We start from the raw sequence: 18030 nt of genomic DNA on the forward strand, positions 1-18030 counted from the left end.
TGTATAGTTTTAAAAAGAAGATTTTTAATTAACCCAAAGGATTGATTTTATGATAAAAAGTATAGTACTTCCTTATCATTTTAAAAGGGATTATTTGATACTAAGCGATGATGAAGAATTAATTGATAATCTATCGAAAATTAATATTATGGTTGGAGAGAACAACTCAGGTAAGAGTTTATTATTAAGAAATCTATATAAATTAACGAAATTTGAATATAGGTTGAATGAGGACATAAATGCTAAACTCTATACACTTATAGAGGGTATTTTAGACTTATTAACAATTACTTTTTCAGAGTACTGCGTTGATGATTATGACAATATTCTCAAGGAACTTACTGAATTAAAACTTCCAGAAACATTATCTAGTTCCTCTGAAAATTATACTAAATTAAAGCAGTATGCCGATAAAATGTTGAAAATGAATTTTAACGGAATCGTAATTAGGAATGACTCATTTTCCACAGAAGCTTTACTAAATTCGGAAAAGATTGAAATCGTAAATAAAATAAATGTTTTAGGGAAGGAATTAAAACACGACATAATAAGTGTAATAGGTGACATAAATGAAAAATACGTTAATCTGTATATTCCAATGTTAAGGGGTTTAAGACCTGTAGCGGACAAAGACTGTTATTACAATAGAACTTTAAAAGATTATTTTGATGAGCAGGTTCAGTATTCACCAGAAACGATGATATTTACTGGATTTGAAATGTATTCAAAAATTAAAGAACTAAGGTTAAGTAAGTTTGAAGATAGGAGAAGATTGGATAAGTTCGAATCATTCCTGTCACAAGAGTTTTTTATGGATAAGAAAGTAACTTTAACAGCAGATAAAGATTCAGATGTGTTGTTAATAAAGATTGGTACTGAAAAAGAACAACCAATATATAATCTAGGAGATGGTATTCAGTCGATAATATTGATTACATTTCCCTTGTTTTTTTACAGATTAAAAAAATTGAATGTTTTTATAGAAGAACCTGAATTGAATTTACATCCTGGCTTACAAAGAAAGCTGTTAGATGTACTTTATAGTAATAAATATTTTGATCATTGTCAGTTTTTTATCTCTACTCACTCTAATCATTTTCTTGACCTTACTCTTGATTTTTCAAAAGTTTCAATTTATACAGTGAAAAAACAATTTGAGAAGGATTCTAATGATTTTTTTGATTTTGAGGAGAGACCTAGATTCATTATAGAAAATGTAAGTAATGAGGATAATACAGTTCTTGATATGCTTGGTGTCAGGAATTCTTCAGTTTTCTTGTCGAATTGTACAATTTGGGTCGAAGGCATAACTGATAGATATTATATCAGACATTATTTGAATTTGTATCAATCACATTTAAAGATGCCTGAATCTCAAAAACTGTTCGAGGATATTCATTATTCATTTGTTGAATATAGTGGAAATAATATAGTGCACTGGTCATTCTTGGATGAAGAAGAGTCAAACAATAAGACGATTAATGTTGAAAGACTTTGTGGACGATTATTTTTAATTACAGATAAAGATGGCGGTGAAGAAAAATTACCGAGACAACAAAAATTACAATCCAAGTTGAAGGAGCGCTACTATTGTCTAAAATCAAGAGAGATTGAAAACTTAATAAGTAAAGATGTTTTAAAAAAAGTTCTAGCAGATTACGAAGGTATAAGTGTAAGTGAACTACTTTTAAAAGATTTTGAAGAAATTGATTATCAAGATGAACAATTAGGTGTTTTTTTGCAAAACATATTTTATAATTCCCCAATGAGAAGAGGGAGCTATAAATCTAAATCGGGATCGGTCAGTAACAAAATTGATTTTTGTGAGAGGGCAATTAAAAATATAATTAAATTTGAGGATTTATCTGAGGAAGCAAAAGAGTTAACAATTTTAATTTATACATTTATTCAAAAAATGAATGCTACAAAATTCACTGAGAATGTTAGTAACTAAATGAATAAAAATACAATGATATCTTTCAGTAAAGTTAGGGTTTAGTTTAAAGTGATAAAATTTTGTTGTCGCGAAATTAGGGTTTTGCGACATAGGCTGCTTAGAGCGAGTGTTTAATCAATTTGTATTGTATAATTAATCTTTTGTATGAATTTATATGCAAGTTGCATTGAAGAGTAATTGGATTTCAAAAGCATGCACAACAGATGAATTATAAACCTTTACAAGTGTTCAGTATGTACAGGAGCTGCGCTGGGGTTTGTAGGTCATATTGCCAAGCAACAAGAGAGCGTATCAGGATAACGCACCTACGCTTGTTAAAGAAGATGATAAAATACAGTACACGTGAAAAGCCCTCCAGAGAGAGGGTTTTTGTTTGGGGATATAAACTCAGATTGTGGGGGGGTGGTTTTCGGCAACAGAAACTAATTGGAATTCTGTATAGGGGCTAGCACATCAGCAGCGCGAATATTTATAACTTGTGCTTATTTCTCTGGAAATGTCAGGTGATTGTATGCTTTATCTGAGTCTTTTTAATGTACCCATTGAATAGTGTTGTTCAAAAGAACTTGTTTTTACTGTCTGAAAGTCAACATCAAAAACTATCCAAGAGTGTCCTTTTTCAAGCCACAGCTTTGCAAAATTAAACATTTGAATAATTTGTTCATCATTCGGCAAAAAATCTTTTCTTGAAATCAATCGAACTTCTTTCCATCCGCTTCTGTATAAAGCATATCTCCTTTTTTTCTCATACGCATCAAAATCGTCAATAGTTTTTGATTTGAGTTTAACACTAAGATCGTGACCACTGCCGTCATATTCAATGTAAATTTGATTGTCAGGATAGGCGATATCTAGAGACAGTTGTTTAACTGGGAAATTGAGTTCGCCCCCAAGAAGATAGTGAATATGTTTTTGCTGTTGGGAACAAACTCCCGAATCGTTCAGATACATTGTTTTTTTTGTGCGAGTTAGTTTGCAGTTCCAGCAACGTTTTCCAAATTGAAAATCCGCAAATGCTATTTTGCTCTCATGACCACACTCACATATATAACTTAATGGTTCATGTACTCCCTTATATTCTGTAAAAATTGGTTGGCAATTGTTTGCTATAAAATAGTTCCTGACATATTCAATATCATGTTTAAAGTGTTCTGATAGTTTGTTTAATCCACATGATGGGCAGCGTTTGCTTTGATTTTTAAAATTTGAAAAACAACTTGTAGAGATTTGTCCACACAGGCAAAGATAAGTTAAAGGCTTATTAGCGCCCTTATATTCTGATAGTAGCTTACATCCGTAACTCTGATAATATTGATCGACAAAGCTTTGAGTATATTTCATTAATCCTGTACAGTTTTTACAGCCGTGCTTGCGATTTTTAAATTTATTAAAAGTGATTTGCTGAATTGTGTTGCATTTGCAAATATACTTCAGGGGGCTTCCTGTGTTTATATAGGTGGACAGAAGAGTACAACCCTTCTCTTTGAAAATAGATTCTACATACTCTTGAGTAAACTTTGTATTATTGGAACCCATTATGAAGCCTCCTTTCTCGTGCGGGAACAGTTAAACCGCTAAAACATTGGGATCATCGGATATAAGAGTTATTTAAAAGTAATAAGTGAGCTAGTAATTCTGCCGCTTACGTTGTCTTAACTTTAGTTCCTTATACATCTCATCCCACTCAGGTTCTTCAGCCCATTCATCATCTTGCTTGACAGTTTTAGATTGTGAATCAGCATGTTCTCTGATTGCATCTTTGTGTTCCTCTATAAACTTTTCGAAGTTAGCATTTCGTATATCTCTGTTTTCCTGTGAATGAGTCATCATATCACCTCGATATTCATATGAGAAATTAATTTAAATATGATTCAAATCAATAATAGTATCTTTTTGTTCGAAAAGCAATGTTTTTTGTTGGTTTATCTTGAGTCCTTAATCCATTATTTAGATTCATTTTATTTAACGCTTGTTAAAATATTGTGAAATTCAATAATTCATTATTATTTATTTGTGGAAGTGAATTATAAATGAAATGTTGATTAATCATTTTTCTTCTTAAAAAGTGGGACATTTCTTGATTAGTAAATTGTGATTCTAAATGAAAATTATTTCTCTTTAGGAGAAAAAAAGTCGTAACGCCAAAAAGCTCAGAATGGATTCTGAGCTTCAAACCTGTTTTTGACTAGTGTGGATGTCATTTAAAAAATCATGGTGAGCTATTCAAATTTATCTTAAACGGGTTAGTTATCTGGATTTTCTAACTCAATTTCTATCAATTTAATCAAATCAGAAGCTTTGATGTTTAAAGCTCGTGATAGATCAAATAAGGAAGTAACGGTAGGTTGGCTTACATTCCTTTCGAGCATTGAAATGTATGTTCTGTCTAAGTTGCCTTCAGAAGCTAAATCCTCTTGTGACATGCCCTGTTTTAATCTTAATGATTTCATGATTTTGCTAAAAGCTAAGGCTTCTTTACTAGGTTCATTTTTCTTTGTTCTATTCATACCAAACCTCTTTTTAAACCATTATCAAATTGGTTTGGAAACTATGACCACGTAGCATGCTATTCAAAATGGTTTTAAATAACTATTTTTGATGTTATATTAGAATTATTCAGACGAAGGATGGGGATTAGAGACATGGAAAATAAGAAAAGTCTACTTAGTGTAGATGAAAAAGCAATTGAAGCAGAAGAGTTTTCAAAAGCTCCTCTGGTTCAAAAATTATCAGTATTCACATGGTGGATACCACTTCTCTTAACGATTTATTTATGCTATAAGCTTCAATTTTGGTGGGGAGCATTAACGCTAATAGTTTTTATTATTATGTTGGGGTTAGGACTAGCAATAGATACGAAATCAAAAGATAGAATCAAGAAACAGAAAGAAGAAGCCCTAGATGAAATAATAATCGCTAACGGAATAACTAGCATGAAAAAATATGTTACTGAATTTGATGATTTTGCTGTTGTAGTGGATGAAATTAAAGATCGTCTTTATTTTATAGATTATGAAGTTAGAGAATTTTCTTTCGCAGACGTCCTAGAGGTAGAAATGATTGAGGATGAAGTGCAAATTACGAAGACCTCTAGGGGGAGTCAATTAGGTGGGGCAGTAATTGGAGGGCTGCTAGCTGGCGGTGTTGGTGCAGTAATTGGTGGAGTTTCAGGAACGAAGATAACTTCCAATGATAGTGTAAAGAGAATATATATGAAGTTCATAGTTGATGATACGAAAAGACCCTATGTGACTGTCAATTTTCTAAATGAGAAGAGGGAAATATCTAAAAAAGATAAAAAAGCTGAGAAGGCAATAGAAGATGCTAATCACTGGTATGGATTAATTAGCGTTTTGATCAGTAGAGCTGTATAGGTACTATTCAAATTGAGATTTTTATTTTAACAGACTATTGCTGATATGAAAGCTTGGATGGTACTGTCTAGGAAATAATATTTTTACGCGAAAGCATCGCTAATTCTTGGGCAGGAACTGTCCTTGATTTAGTGGTGCTTTTTTACTTTTAAGAGAGGATAGTAAAATTGAAGAAAAAAGATATTCTTTCGGATGCTGATCTCCAGAACTGTATTTACTTTAAGCAAAAGGTTGAGGTACGAATTGCTGGAGTATTCGATAATGTTTGTACTATAATTGATTTTGTCGACAACATTGTTGGCGTAAGAATTTTATATTGCATTATTACATAAAATTGTACATTTCTTATTTTTTAATAATTTATATGAATAGACTTAGATGTATTTTAATGGTAGTATGGCAATAGGATGGGGCTTGCTTTTCAGAATTATTCGATAAGTTGTGTAGGGATTTGCGGTTAGAAATATTATTAAATAGTTCATAATTGAACAATTTGTATTGGAGGAGTCGGAGCAAATGAAGATGAACGAGTGGCTTTACACAACCAACTATCAGACATTTGAAGAATGGCAGAACCTTGTAGTGAATAGGGGGAAAGTATATCCAGCATTAAGGATTCCGTATGATGAATGGCTGGAAAAGTATATTGCGAACATCAAAGATGTACATCAGGGAGAGGTTAAAGATTTGTTGAGGTGTCTATTAGAGCCTTTAACACGCAATCAAGATAAAAGTGACTATGAGCTTAACCAGATGATGCAGAAAGTTGCAGATGTGAAAATTAGTCAGCATGCTGTAAAAATGGCGAGTAGCGAAAAGATAATCCGACTTAGTAAAGAATTAGATGCTTGGGAAGGAGTTACATGGATTCTAGAACTGCTTCCAGCAGCACCATACAATGCAGTTCAAGCACTTGAAAGTTATTTATATTCACAGCCCAATCTCCCTGATGATCGTATCATTGGAATAGCGCAATGCATAGAGATTATCTTTGCCAAGTTTATTCACTGCGAAAACTCTATTGAGAAGCTGCTGACATTAAAATCCGTGGAGTTTGAATGGTTTATTGAGTATCTGTATGACCGTATGGGCTATGACACCTTGTGGACTAAAGCCACTCGAGACGGTGGAAAGGATATTATAGCAAGAGGTAAAAGACCTGACGGTTTTGAGCAGGTATATGTAGAGTGTAAGCTATATAAGACTACACGACTTACTCTACAGGCTGTACAAGCATTTAGTCGTGTTATCAATAAGAATGAAGTGAACAGAGGGGTCATTTTTTGTACTGGTTATGTTAGTGAAAATCTAAAAAAAGAGGACAAGAGGATACAGATATGGTCGTATAAAGATATGCATACGCTCCTGAACGCTCATTTAGGAAGCGATTGGATTGATGACGTAAATACAATCGTAGAAATCCAAAGGAGAAAGTATGGATAACGGTCATGTACTAAAATGAATATTTTAACTTAGACCGCTGTAGCGGTTCAATAATAAATTGCAATAAAGTCAATTAGTATAGGGAGTTATAGTTTTTTATACCAAGAGGCGGTTTTGAAAAATGTTATGGTGGAAGTTGCTGGCACGGTATAAGAAGGGACAGTTTTTATGGCTGTCTCTTTTTTGTTTTCCAAATAATCTAGCGATATTGACCTATACGTGGTAATATTTAACTGTGTATAAACTTCAAATTTTGACAAAATACGAGTCTATTGTTTTGGGGTGGGAGCAATAACGGCATTTATCATAATAGGCGCTTTACTCTTAATTTTATTGTTTGGGAATATAGTCTATTCAAAGACAAGTAGAAAAGAAAAATCACAGTCAATTACAGCTATACCAGAAAGTTATGATTTGAAAACGATAGGCATTGTTGAAATAGACAAAATGGGGGATGGCTCTGAATTTGAGATGTATTTGTATAGGCTACTTATTGAGTTAGGCTATTCTGGAGTATACAAGACTACAAATAGTAGAGATTTTGGGGCAGATGTAGTGTTCACTGATCGAGAGGGCGTTAGAAATGTTGTACAGGCTAAACGTTACTCAGTAGATAATCCAGTTGGAATAAGCGCTGTGCAAGAGGTATTCTCTTGTATGCGGTACTACAAGGCTAAAAAAGCTCTTGTAATTGCATCAGCCAAGTTTACGGAGCCTTGCGAGATTTTAGCAGGAATCAACCATGTGAAGCTTTTAGATCGAAGTGATTTAATAGCCATGATTAACGATTTTAAGCAAAATGATATTCAGAGAATAATGGATAGAATTGAAGCAGAGCCAAGGATGATTCTAGAGTCATGGAGTGAGACAAATAGCGATGTTTTGCATGAGATTAGGAAGGATTATAAGGCAGAAAGAAATGTTAAGGAGATGATAGGTAGATGATTGTGCTTTCAGCAGTCAATACTGAGTTTAGTCTTTCGCTAAATATAACTATCATTGCAATGGTAATTATTTTTATAGTGCTGTTGTGGTTAGGATTGAATTTTGTCTTTAACAAATGGTTTATGCCGATTTCTGAGAATTTTGGTAGTGTTATTGGCTCGAAAATTCATAGAGGATGGGCAGTAACACTTTTAGAAGTAGTATCATTACTACTGCCATTTGTTTATACGGTGTTGTTACTTATAACATACTTTTCAACGGGTTATGGGAAGAGCGAATTTATGGTTTATTTCTTAATAATATCAATTATATTCTTCTTCCTAATGTTAGTTACAACATCTACTTACACCGAGTTTAAAAAGCATCATCTTGAATATAAGTCGTCTTTTATTGCAGGGCTGAAAAAAATATCGCAGTTGTTAAAACTTGATCGATTCAAAAATTTTTATATTATTAATCGCTTCATGTTGCTAATGGATCAGATGTTAGATTTTCTAAAGGCTATTACAATTCTTTATCTATCATTAATTCTATTAGTCAGCTTAAAGTGGTCTGATAATTACTACTTTTTATTGTTGTGTTTCGTTCCTCTATACGGAAACTATTGGGTTTATTATGTGAAAGTTGCTACAGTCAATTCTAAAAAGGATGAAGTATTTATCAGAAGAGTTGTTATGTACACTATAATGATGGCATTCGCTGTATACGAGTTGTTTTCTACATTCCAAGCAGTAGTATACGAAGTCGAAAATTCTGATGTATATGCATTTTTACTTGCTGGTTCAGCGGTTCTTTATATTGCTTTAGATAGGATTCTAAAGGAAGTAACAGTAGATTATTTAGTTTTCAAGGATGAACAGAGTAAGATCAGTAAAATATAAGGGGTGAAAAAATGAGTCAGCGAGTGATTACAAATCCTAAAGTATTTATCTCATACAGTTGGACAACACCAGAACATGAGGAATGGGTCGTAGAGTTAGGAAGAAGATTAAGAGAAGATGGAGTAGATGTGATATTAGACAAGTGGGATTTGAAGGAAGGGCAAGATATTTTTGTGTTTATGGAAAGTATGGTAACTTCGGAATCAGTAGATAAGGTGCTTATTATTTGTGATAATGGGTATCAGAAACGTGCTGATAATAGAATTGGAGGTGTAGGTACAGAGACGCAAATAATAACGCCACAAATATACAAAGATGTTAATCAAGAAAAGTTTATTCCCATTGTTGCTGAAAGAAGTGATACAGGTGAGGACTTCATTCCAACTTATATTGCAACTAGACTTTATATTGATTTATCGTCATTAAATATATTTGAAGAAAATTATGAGAAGCTTCTTCGAAATATATATCAAGTTCCTTTGCATCAAAAACCAGCATTGGGAAAAGCGCCAGCATTTTTGCTTCAAAGTGAAGAAGCTCACTTTCAAACAGCAAAAGTTATTAGACAGATGAAAGTAAACGCGGACAAATATCCTAATAGAATGAAGTATCATTGGAGTGACTTTGTAGAGAATTTTTTTGAGTCACTTAGTGAATTTACTATAGTTGAAACCAATGACATTAGTATGATTGAAGAAAAGGTTTTTGACCTAATCGGTAAAATGCGTCCTTTAAGAGATGATTATGTTGATGCACTTGAGATACTGCTTCTAACCGAAAAATTGGAATTAAACCAACTTGTTGATTTCTTTGAGAAAATTTATTCATATTCTGAATTTCAGGGGAATGGCTCATTTTATGATGAACAATTCGATCATTACAAATTCCTAATTACTGAGTTGTATCTGTACACAGCTACAATCTTGTTAAAAGGAGAAAAATATGAGTTTTTAACAAGGTTTTTAACTAGTGAGTATTTTGTCGAGAGTAAGTATGGGAATCAGAACACCAAAGATTTTATTGACTTTAGATTTTATATTAAATCATTAGATAATCGAAATAGAAAATTAAATTCAAACAAGCTTAGTTTGCATGCTGATTTAATAGTGCAACGTGCTTCTGAGAAATACAAGAGAGATTTGATAATGTCTGATATTCTTTTGTATAATCTCTCAAAACTTTACTTTTTTGATGAATCTGCATTGAAGAGTGTCTGGTTTCCAAACACTTATATATATCTAAGTGAAGTTAGAGTATTTAAGCTGTTTACCAAACTTAAATCACTGAGTCATTATGAAGAAGTGAGTGCATTGTTTAACGTTAAAGATATTGAGGATTTCAAATCAAAAGTTGTAACTATGGAAGGGGACAGAGGTTACTCTGGTAGATTTGGAAGTATACCTTTAATTAGAAGTTTCATTAAGCCAGAAGATATTGGGACTAAGCCTTAATAAAAATTATCATAGTGGAGCAAATTAAATGTAACTAAATTAAGTGACTTATAAAGAGGAGTGGACGCTTCTGGTGTGCTATGACGCATTCCAGCTTAGGTGTATGGCACTCTGATAGGAGTTGGATGAAATGCTTGATGATAGGATTAGATTACGTTAAACGATACATGATGGCGTATAATAAGAACAGCACTTAGTCTTGTGGCTAGGTGCTGTTTTTGGTATTCCCGCTTCCACTGAACGTTTCAAGCATATCTTTCAATATACGATAAACCATTTTAACTTCACCAGTATTCCTCTCTTGAATAAGAGCATTGATAGCTTGCAATGTTGCTTTTTTATCTGCTGTACCTTCCAAAACCTAAGAATCATCAAAGTTGAAGATTTGCATGGGATTAATTCCTAAGGCATTTATTACTTTCTCAAGTGAATCAATTGAAACATTGCGTTTGCCAAGCTCCATGGAAGATAAATAGCTACGATGAAGGCTTGCTAGTAGGGCTGAACTGTAACACACTATCTTCATAATTTCTCTGACGACTTTACATAGTTCGAGAACCACTATATAATTTAAGTTAATGAACTGAAGAGTAAGTGGTCAACCTTATATAAAGCCTTATAGAGCGTGCGGTAGTGGTGGAACGGCAGACACGCTATCTTGAGGGGGTGGTGTCCAATGGACGTGCAGGTTCAAATCCTGTCTACCGCACCATAACTTAAAACTTCCAGAAGCCTTGATATTCAAGGCTTCTTTTTATTTTACAGTTATTTAGGGGATGTGCAAGCAAGCTGGAATCGGTCTGCTGCACCTTGCATAGTGCATATTCGAGAGCAATTTCATCTGACGAGGGCAGGGGAACCGCAGCCTGTGATTGTTGCTGAGGCCAGGAAACGAGGAACATTCACTTCTTTTTTTGGAGGACTGAGGTTCCGCTATTCTGGCTTTTAAATCGATTTCATGCCGTAAGCGGACAGGAAAACCGTTATCGCTCTCATTATCCCGTCAAAATGGCTATTTGCTGCGCATTAGCGGCTCCTGAGTCCGCCAACTATGTCTTAACCATGATTTTGTTAAAATAGCGGCTCCTGAGTCCGCCAACTTTATGATGGGGTAACGGGTTACCCCCTGTTACGAAGAACATAGAACAGCCTTTTGGCACATATGTTCACATTTATGAGCTGTGACATTCCCATTATATAGAAGGAATATAATTGATGCTGGCTTCTATCCTAATCTCGCTCGCTTTCGTTGCATATACGCCCTAAGTAAAATTTAAAAATGGCTTGACTTAAGCCAAGCTTGCCGTAGGCCTGACGATTATCTCATTCACATTAACATCAGATGGCTGTTCAATCGCAAGCAAGATCGCTTTAGCAAAAGGAAATAACGGCGATGAGCCCGCTGCAATTCCAAAAGCAATTAAGGCTGCAAAAGGCGCGCGCTCTTCTACTTTTTGGAGCAGCCGCACTTTCAGATGCGGGTTTTCAAGTGTCCTCTCGAGGCGATTGAGAACTGTACTGAAGAATTAAAATATTTTTATGGTTGTTATTCTAACGAAAAGGTTACCTACATAAGTGAAGGTACAAGATATTTCAATGAGAAGTGCCTACCCTTACTTCATGGAGTGATTGAAATGAAAAAAGTATTATACATTCCGCTCGACGACCGTCCAGCGAATTTGGACGATATTATTTTGCAAGGCAAAGCCGCTGGTATTCAAGTAATTGTGCCGCCAGTAGGAGATATTCGCAACCGCCTCGATTCCCACATGACGACAGACGGAACGCTTGTGACCGGTACCTCTGGCCCGACGTTCGGCAAGCCGGAGCATATTCGCCGTTTTATTTTTCATCATGCTTCCAAGGTGGACGGTTTTATAATTTCTCTGGATATGCTTGTGTATGGCGGGCTTATTGGGAGCAGGCGCTTGCGCGCTACTGCTGAAGGTACATATCCTGCATATGACTCGCAGACGACTGAGCTGCTTGATGTTATTCGCGAGGTCAAGCAGGCTTATCCGTATAAGCCTATTTATGTGCTCGATACGATTATGCGGCTTGCCTCTACCGTCTTCGTAGACGGTCTGGCGATGCCAGCCTATACCGAGACGCGTACGCTCATGCAAAAGCCGCGTAAGCCGGAGACGGAGCTGCTGGCTATTTTGAATGGCTACGATATTCAGCCGGATGGAACGAGCTTCCCTGATACCGTCTATGTGGATAAGGAGCAATATTATAATGCGAAGCGCCATAAATTGACGACGACGTATTACATGCTGGATCAGCTCGCAAGGGAGGGCTATATTGATTTTGTCGCCATTGGCGTTGACGATGCCTATATTGACGGGATTCAGGCGAATGAGATCGCTTTTGTGGAAAATCGGATTAATGAGTGGCTTGGCGGCACGGATGGACAAAACCCAGAGCGGGCTATTATTTTGCCGGATGCTGATGGATTAGGACATTCCTTGCTGGCTCGCATGGCGAAAAAACTATATTGTGTGAACGGCAAGCCGCGCTTTGCAATCCGATATTTTGGCCCGGATGGCCGGGCGATTGTGAATCCCTATGAATATATGGATGTTCATCAAAACCTGCTGCGCCATATCGATATTGTGGGCGGGGAAGCGGTGGACAGCTGCGAAGGCATCGAGAGCGATATAGAAATCATTGCGATTACCGCGGTTGACCAAGCGGGAAATGCGGTGAGCCGTGAGGCTGAAAATGCGGCGAATATGCGGCCGACGATTGTGATTGATTTTACAGGCGGCGGCGCGGCAAATGCGGCTGTTACGACGGCGCTGCTAGGCAGCAAATACACGGGCAGCCTGCTTGGCTATAGCGGCTGGAATACGGCCGGCAATAAAATCGGCATGGCACTTGGCATGGCTCAGTCACGTTATGCCTGCCTGACGATGGAGACGCATGCGGCTGTGCTCGATGCGGCCATGGATGCACACGGCTCGCTGCTGTTCAAGCGTTTTCTGAAGGACTATTATTACAAGGTTGTTACAATCGCGGAAGTACGCACGGAGTCTCGCGGACGCTCGCCATATACGAATGTGACTGCGGATCAAAATATGCGGCTGTTCAATTCCACCAGCGACTTTGAGCTGTTGACTGCGCTTTTGCAGGGCCGCATGCAGACAAATACGACGACACTTGCCCAGCAAAAGGCTTTCGGCATTGGCTCAGCGTCCCCGGCCTGCGCGATCCGTCAAATCCGTGATGGAAGATGGTCGCTTGCGCCATATACCCGTGTCGTTTTGAAGCGGGATAATCCAAAATTTATTTGGGACCGCGCTTTTGAAATTACGGTGGAGCCAGACATCGTTTTGCGAAGACAACATTATTAATATTAAGCAGAAAAAAGCCTGGGTGATTGACATTCCTTATCAAAAGGAAAGGAGTGTCAATCATCCAGGCTCAGTTTTTAGCTAATCTTAAAGTAAAATCTTAATGAATATCAATGCTGCTTAAGCCAAACGATCCGTCAGCGAAAGTTTGATATTTAAAATATACATAGGTGCTACTGTATGCAGAAAAATCTTCGGGTATAAAGTTAAAGCTTACATCCATACTATAAACGCTTTTATAAGGAGAAATACCATCTTTAATATCAGAAACAGTTGCATTTTTCAGAGCGGCTGCATATTTTTTGATCGTGTTTTTATCATTAGCTTTTTGAAGACCTTCTACTGTTTCCTTGAATAATTTTTTTGAATAATCTTTACCCTCGAAGTACTTGTTAGTTTCGGTTTTATCTTCAACATATTTATCTACGTAGCTATTAAACTGACTGTAATCATTTGTTTCCAAAGCAGCTGAGAAATATTTGAGTAGCTGCACTACTTGTGTTTTGTTTTCTTTGCTTACACTGCTCAGAGTCACATTTGCTGGCCAATTTGTTTTAAAGCTGGATGACGATGTGCTGCTAGGAGTAGGCGTTGTAGACGGCTTCGCAGTAGGAGCAGGCGTTGCAGTCGGTTTTGCAGTAGGAGCAGGTGTAGCAGCTGGACTAGTACTTGTACTGTCAGTATCGTCATTATATGGAACACCTTCGTTTGAAGAAGAAGTTCCACTAGCTGTAATTTGAATCGTTTGTGAACTGCTTTCGTATTTGACGCTGGCACCTACAGCCTCGGATACCGCTCTTGCCGGCAAATAGGTGTAGCCGTTATACACAATAGGAGCCATTACTTTGCCATTGTTATCTTTAGGTGTCCAAGAAGAACCATTAACAAGGAATTTAATATCGTGATTGAGAAATACTTGGATTTTCTCGACACCACTTGCTGCAAAAATACCTACTGTTCCAAATACCAAGCCGCATGCTACTAAAGATGATACAAAAAAAGATTTTTTAATATACACTTTATATCCCCCTAAATATGAATGTATAGACAAATAGAACTATATGACGAAGAATAATGAGAATTTAATCCTAATTATGCAGTTATAAAGAACTATTATCTGTTTTTGATTATATAGGATATACGAATAAGAGTATATATCTTTTTTCCTAATTGTTGAACTGGAGGAAATGTTTCAATATTGACTTGCTATAATCAACTATTCAAACAAACACAAAAGCAGCCCACTCCCTTTGAAGAGTGGGCTGCTTTTGTGTTTGTTTCGATGCAGCATTGTGGCAGGCACCAGGAATTTAACGGGATGGGCGGGTAGCGGGCTTGCGTCTACTCGGCGGCTCCCGTTTCCGGCTCGACTGGAGCTGGTGCTGGATGCGCGGCAATATACTCCAGCACATTATAGGTCAAAACCGCTGCTTCGGCGCGGGAAATTTCCTCCTTCGGGTGGAGTTTGCGATCCGCGTCAAGATCCGCTATTTTCAGAACGAGCGCTCGTTGAACGGCTCCTTGATACTGTACGTCCAGATCGGCTTCATCGGCGAATTCCAAAGGCTTAATGTTGATAAGCGGCAGGTTGTTTGTCACTTCGGCGGCTTTCATCAAATAGTGGATAAATTCTTCTTTTGTCCATGGCTTGGCGGGGTCAAGATCGGCTGGCAGCTCAAGTCGATTATTCGCAGCAATGATTAAAGCGTCTGCATACCAGGCGTCATTGTTAGCTTTAGCGAAGTAGTCAGTCGCTAGCGGCGCTTTGAAAAATCTAATGTTATCGATGTTCAAATTCAGTGCATTCACAATCAATTGAATACCTTGGGCAGCTGTGATGGATGCATCCGGTTTAAACTCGTCGTTACTCACGCCTTTAACGATTCCCCTTTCCTGGAGTGAAGCGATTTTATCTTTAACAGAAGACTGATTAACGTCGGTGAACGGAGTGGAAGCCGCGAAGCTATGGCCAGCAAAAGACAGAGCCAGCAGAGCAGTAGCGGATAACATCACAAATTTATGTTTGATTCTCATTGTATATCACCTCTATGTGAAATTTTTGTTGCCGTTTATACCGTATCAGACGAGACATGACCAAAAAGGTTGCAAAAAACTTTTCCGATATAAAAACGAATCAGCTGAACACCTGTAGAATGCCTTATATTTTTTTGTGAAATGCGTTTTGTCGTTCGATTGCGGCAGTTTACTTGCGTTTTCGTTGAATATACCCTGTAAGCAGCGGATATCCTTTATACAGTCGAATAAATATTTACTGTTGACAGCATAGGATTATTTGCTATAAGATGGGAAACAATTGACGAGGATTAAATGCAATATTAACGGATGTTGTTGACTCCATATTAACTTAATCCATTTAACATAATCAATCGAAGGAAAGGAAGTGCACGGCGCATGTTAACCATTTTATTATTCAATCATGATAGCAAGCTTGAACAACCGTGGGGCTCTGAACAGAGCAGCCATCTTTTTGTGCAGGCCGAAAATGCGAACAGCCCGTGCAGCAGCCTTTCTCCTATATGCTTTCGACGCCAACCGGAAGGGAACCAGGTATTCGCCTGAGCCCCTGGATGGGTAGGCTATTGAAGGGGAGATGAAGGACTACTGCCGCTGAGCAGTAGTCCTTTTTTTTTATTTGCTAAAGGAATATTTCAGATGGAGAAAATCATTCATTAACGAAAAATGATTCGATTTTCCGTGTGTCATTCATGAATATAAGGTAATAAAATCAATAATATAAACTATTTTCATTTTTTGAAATAAAAAGGGTTGACTTGTTAAAAGTCGATATGCTAGTATGAGAAGCATCAAGTCGAACATGAATTAAAGCGTTAAAGCATTGAAGTGAAATGCGTGATCGGTAAGCCGATTCCATTGCGAGACCAATAACGAAGAGGAAAGGAAGGTGCAGGAAATGAAAAACACAGCAGAACAGCTTATGAATTGGCAAGCGGAGCTTGATTTACATCAGTATGAGCAAGTGCAGAGCGGAACAGTTAAGCATCAGGCGGATGAACAGCAGCATCCAGCTTTAGAAGAGATGAATGAAAACCTACATGTTGCCTGCATCGAACCGAATATTCGTTGTTTTTGCGTATCGCAGCCGGACTGCTCCATCCTGAACAAAGGGGGAGAAGCGGCAGCCTGATCTTGAAGCACGGGGTAGAATAATTCCGATGATTCATTATCTGTATACGTGAAGACTACTTGCACCCTTGGTGAGTGGTCCGTTTGTGTTTTCTCGTAACTTAGCTGAAGTAGGCTGAAGTCGAGGAGGCAAGGCGGAGCCGAGAGGGAGAAAGTAGTTTTTTTATTGCAAAAATAAGAACAAACGTTCCTTTTTTGGTTTGATTCAGTAGTAATTTAATTAAGGCGCATTCGGCAAGCGGCTAAGCCACACGACTTTCACTCGTGGATACGGCGGGTTCGAATCCCCCATGCGTCACCATGGAGATTATGGTGAAAAGGCAAACACGTCAGGTTGTGGTCCTGATAAGTACCGGTTCGAGTCCGGTTAATCTCCCCAATAATGCCCCTTCGCCTAACGGTAGGGCAACGGTCTTTGACACCGTGCGTCTTGGTTCGATTCCAAGAGGGGCAGCCAATTCGATAGAGGGGGACATGTCCAAGGCAGGCGATTCGGAGTCCAAATCCGAATGAGGCGGGTTCGATACCCGCGCCCCTTGTTTTAAAAAGCGATTATTTAATTAAGGCGCATTCGGCAAGCGGCTAAGCCACACGACTTTCACTCGTGGATACGGCGGGTTCGAATCCCCCATGCGTCACCATCACTTTGTGCTTCTGGCGGAATTGGCAGACGCGGCGGACTTAAAATCCGCTGTTCATTGGACAACTAAGGGTTCGAGTCCCTTGAAGCACACTAATCCAACTAAAGAAGGGAAGAAGCCTAATTGCTTTACAGGTGACGATGATGAAAATAAGAAAACATCTTCAATTGATTCACGACATGGAGTTTCACAATGTATCGGAAAGACGCCTAAATCTGGAGCAGGTGCATGATCGCATTGTCCGTTTTATGTCGCTTGATCCACATGCAAATTACAATTTCATGATCGGTACCGACTGCCAGGTGCATGCAGGACATACGACGATGATTACCGGCGTCGTTATCCAGCGTGAGGGCAAAGGGGCATGGGCCTGCTATCGGCAGGTCGTCATTCCGCGGGAACTGAAATCCATTAAGGAGAAGCTGTCGCTGGAGACGTCATATAGCGAGGAGGTAGCGCTGTTTTTCGGTGGCGAACGCAGGGCGCAAATGGAGGATATTGTGCTTCCTTTTGTTTACAAGGGCGCGTCCTTTGAAGCGTATATTGACGTCGATGCCGGAACCGATCCGGCTGTCAGCAAGACAGCTGCCTATGTGGCGGAAATGGTACTGCGTGTGGAAGCTATGGGGATGAAAGCTCGTCTGAAACCGGAAGCAATTGTCGCTTCTTCCTATGCGAATCGGCATTCCAAGAAGCCTTACCGCTTCACGGCAAATGATGTCGTTGAAATATAAATAATAGTAAAACATAAATATTCTTGATTAAAAACAAGCAGGCGTATTCATGCGTCTGCTTTACGATTGATGTACGTTTTCTG

16 protein-coding genes, 7 tRNA genes and 1 pseudogene are annotated in these 18030 nt (G+C 37.9%); 17 read left to right on the forward strand and 7 right to left on the reverse strand.

Features of this window, described 5'->3' with window-relative positions:
* Window positions 1-49: 49 nt before the first annotated feature.
* Window positions 50-1954, forward strand: coding sequence for an AAA family ATPase (locus AC50X8_RS11360; RefSeq protein WP_494879820.1), 1905 nt, complete (start codon window positions 50-52; stop codon window positions 1952-1954).
* Window positions 1955-2473: 519 nt separating this feature from the next.
* On the opposite strand, the gene AC50X8_RS11365 is transcribed toward AC50X8_RS11360, so the two are convergent.
* From AC50X8_RS11365 to AC50X8_RS11375, 3 genes are all read right to left on the reverse strand, one after another.
* The gene (locus tag AC50X8_RS11365; protein WP_494879822.1) at window positions 2474-3493 is read right to left on the reverse strand and encodes a hypothetical protein; all 1020 of its coding nucleotides are present in this window, start codon (window positions 3491-3493) and stop codon (window positions 2474-2476) included.
* Between the two features lie 90 nt (window positions 3494-3583).
* On the reverse strand, window positions 3584-3784 hold the full coding sequence (locus AC50X8_RS11370; protein ID WP_494879824.1) for a hypothetical protein: 201 nt from the start codon (window positions 3782-3784) through the stop codon (window positions 3584-3586).
* Between the two features lie 416 nt (window positions 3785-4200).
* A complete protein-coding gene (locus tag AC50X8_RS11375) occupies window positions 4201-4464 on the reverse strand; it encodes a helix-turn-helix domain-containing protein (RefSeq protein WP_494879826.1) in 264 nt (87 codons plus the stop codon).
* Between the two features lie 135 nt (window positions 4465-4599).
* Here AC50X8_RS11375 and AC50X8_RS11380 point away from each other — a divergent pair, with 135 nt between their 5' ends.
* From AC50X8_RS11380 to AC50X8_RS11400, 5 genes are all read left to right on the forward strand, one after another.
* The gene (locus AC50X8_RS11380; RefSeq protein WP_494879828.1) at window positions 4600-5331 is read left to right on the forward strand and encodes a hypothetical protein; all 732 of its coding nucleotides are present in this window, start codon (window positions 4600-4602) and stop codon (window positions 5329-5331) included.
* A gap of 516 nt (window positions 5332-5847) precedes the next feature.
* Window positions 5848-6774 carry a restriction endonuclease gene (locus AC50X8_RS11385; protein ID WP_494879830.1) on the forward strand — a complete coding sequence of 309 codons (927 nt, stop codon included), beginning with the start codon at window positions 5848-5850 and terminating at the stop codon, window positions 6772-6774.
* A gap of 291 nt (window positions 6775-7065) precedes the next feature.
* On the forward strand, window positions 7066-7719 hold the full coding sequence (locus tag AC50X8_RS11390; protein ID WP_494879999.1) for a restriction endonuclease: 654 nt from the start codon (window positions 7066-7068) through the stop codon (window positions 7717-7719).
* Window positions 7716-8600 (forward strand): hypothetical protein, encoded by an 885-nt coding sequence (locus AC50X8_RS11395; protein WP_494879832.1) that lies wholly within the window; start codon window positions 7716-7718, stop codon window positions 8598-8600. Before AC50X8_RS11390 ends, AC50X8_RS11395 begins: the two co-directional genes overlap by 4 nt.
* A gap of 11 nt (window positions 8601-8611) precedes the next feature.
* On the forward strand, window positions 8612-10051 hold the full coding sequence (locus tag AC50X8_RS11400) for an SEFIR domain-containing protein (RefSeq protein WP_494879834.1): 1440 nt from the start codon (window positions 8612-8614) through the stop codon (window positions 10049-10051).
* A 205-nt stretch (window positions 10052-10256) separates the two neighbouring features.
* Here AC50X8_RS11400 and AC50X8_RS11405 read toward each other — a convergent pair whose 3' ends face one another.
* Together AC50X8_RS11405 and AC50X8_RS11410 are read right to left on the reverse strand one after the other, a co-directional pair.
* The gene (locus AC50X8_RS11405) at window positions 10257-10409 is read right to left on the reverse strand and encodes a hypothetical protein (protein WP_494879836.1); all 153 of its coding nucleotides are present in this window, start codon (window positions 10407-10409) and stop codon (window positions 10257-10259) included.
* Between the two features lie 3 nt (window positions 10410-10412).
* Entirely contained in the window at window positions 10413-10577 is a 165-nt protein-coding gene (locus AC50X8_RS11410) for a helix-turn-helix domain-containing protein (protein WP_494879838.1), read from the reverse strand.
* A gap of 101 nt (window positions 10578-10678) precedes the next feature.
* Between AC50X8_RS11410 and AC50X8_RS11415 the strand changes: the two genes are divergently transcribed.
* The 3 genes and pseudogenes from AC50X8_RS11415 (at window position 10679) to AC50X8_RS11425 (ending at window position 13407) form a co-directional block, all read left to right on the forward strand.
* Window positions 10679-10763, forward strand: a tRNA-Leu gene (locus AC50X8_RS11415).
* A gap of 666 nt (window positions 10764-11429) precedes the next feature.
* Window positions 11430-11543: pseudogene (locus AC50X8_RS11420) on the forward strand (AraC family transcriptional regulator); the annotation flags it as partial.
* Between the two features lie 142 nt (window positions 11544-11685).
* Entirely contained in the window at window positions 11686-13407 is a 1722-nt protein-coding gene (locus AC50X8_RS11425; protein WP_494879840.1) for a DUF4127 family protein, read from the forward strand.
* Window positions 13408-13507: 100 nt separating this feature from the next.
* On the opposite strand, the gene AC50X8_RS11430 is transcribed toward AC50X8_RS11425, so the two are convergent.
* Together AC50X8_RS11430 and AC50X8_RS11435 are read right to left on the reverse strand one after the other, a co-directional pair.
* Entirely contained in the window at window positions 13508-14425 is a 918-nt protein-coding gene (locus tag AC50X8_RS11430; RefSeq protein WP_056034070.1) for a stalk domain-containing protein, read from the reverse strand.
* Between the two features lie 323 nt (window positions 14426-14748).
* Window positions 14749-15441 carry an S-layer homology domain-containing protein gene (locus AC50X8_RS11435; protein ID WP_056034067.1) on the reverse strand — a complete coding sequence of 231 codons (693 nt, stop codon included), beginning with the start codon at window positions 15439-15441 and terminating at the stop codon, window positions 14749-14751.
* A gap of 898 nt (window positions 15442-16339) precedes the next feature.
* On the opposite strand from AC50X8_RS11435, the gene AC50X8_RS11440 reads away from it, so the two are divergent.
* The 8 genes from AC50X8_RS11440 (at window position 16340) to AC50X8_RS11475 (ending at window position 17947) form a co-directional block, all read left to right on the forward strand.
* Window positions 16340-16573 (forward strand): hypothetical protein, encoded by a 234-nt coding sequence (locus AC50X8_RS11440; protein ID WP_155973058.1) that lies wholly within the window; start codon window positions 16340-16342, stop codon window positions 16571-16573.
* 223 nt (window positions 16574-16796) lie between these two features.
* Window positions 16797-16873: transfer RNA gene (locus tag AC50X8_RS11445), tRNA-Glu, on the forward strand.
* 2 nt (window positions 16874-16875) lie between these two features.
* Window positions 16876-16951: transfer RNA gene (locus AC50X8_RS11450), tRNA-His, on the forward strand.
* 4 nt (window positions 16952-16955) lie between these two features.
* Window positions 16956-17029, forward strand: a tRNA-Gln gene (locus tag AC50X8_RS11455).
* Window positions 17030-17038: 9 nt separating this feature from the next.
* A tRNA-Trp gene (locus tag AC50X8_RS11460) sits at window positions 17039-17111 on the forward strand.
* A gap of 25 nt (window positions 17112-17136) precedes the next feature.
* Window positions 17137-17213: transfer RNA gene (locus AC50X8_RS11465), tRNA-Glu, on the forward strand.
* A 7-nt stretch (window positions 17214-17220) separates the two neighbouring features.
* A tRNA-Leu gene (locus AC50X8_RS11470) sits at window positions 17221-17305 on the forward strand.
* Window positions 17306-17356: 51 nt separating this feature from the next.
* On the forward strand, window positions 17357-17947 hold the full coding sequence (locus AC50X8_RS11475; RefSeq protein ID WP_056034289.1) for a ribonuclease H-like YkuK family protein: 591 nt from the start codon (window positions 17357-17359) through the stop codon (window positions 17945-17947).
* The last annotated feature ends 83 nt before the right edge of the window (window positions 17948-18030 follow it).

Source organism: Paenibacillus sp. JT22N15 (genome assembly GCF_059383755.1).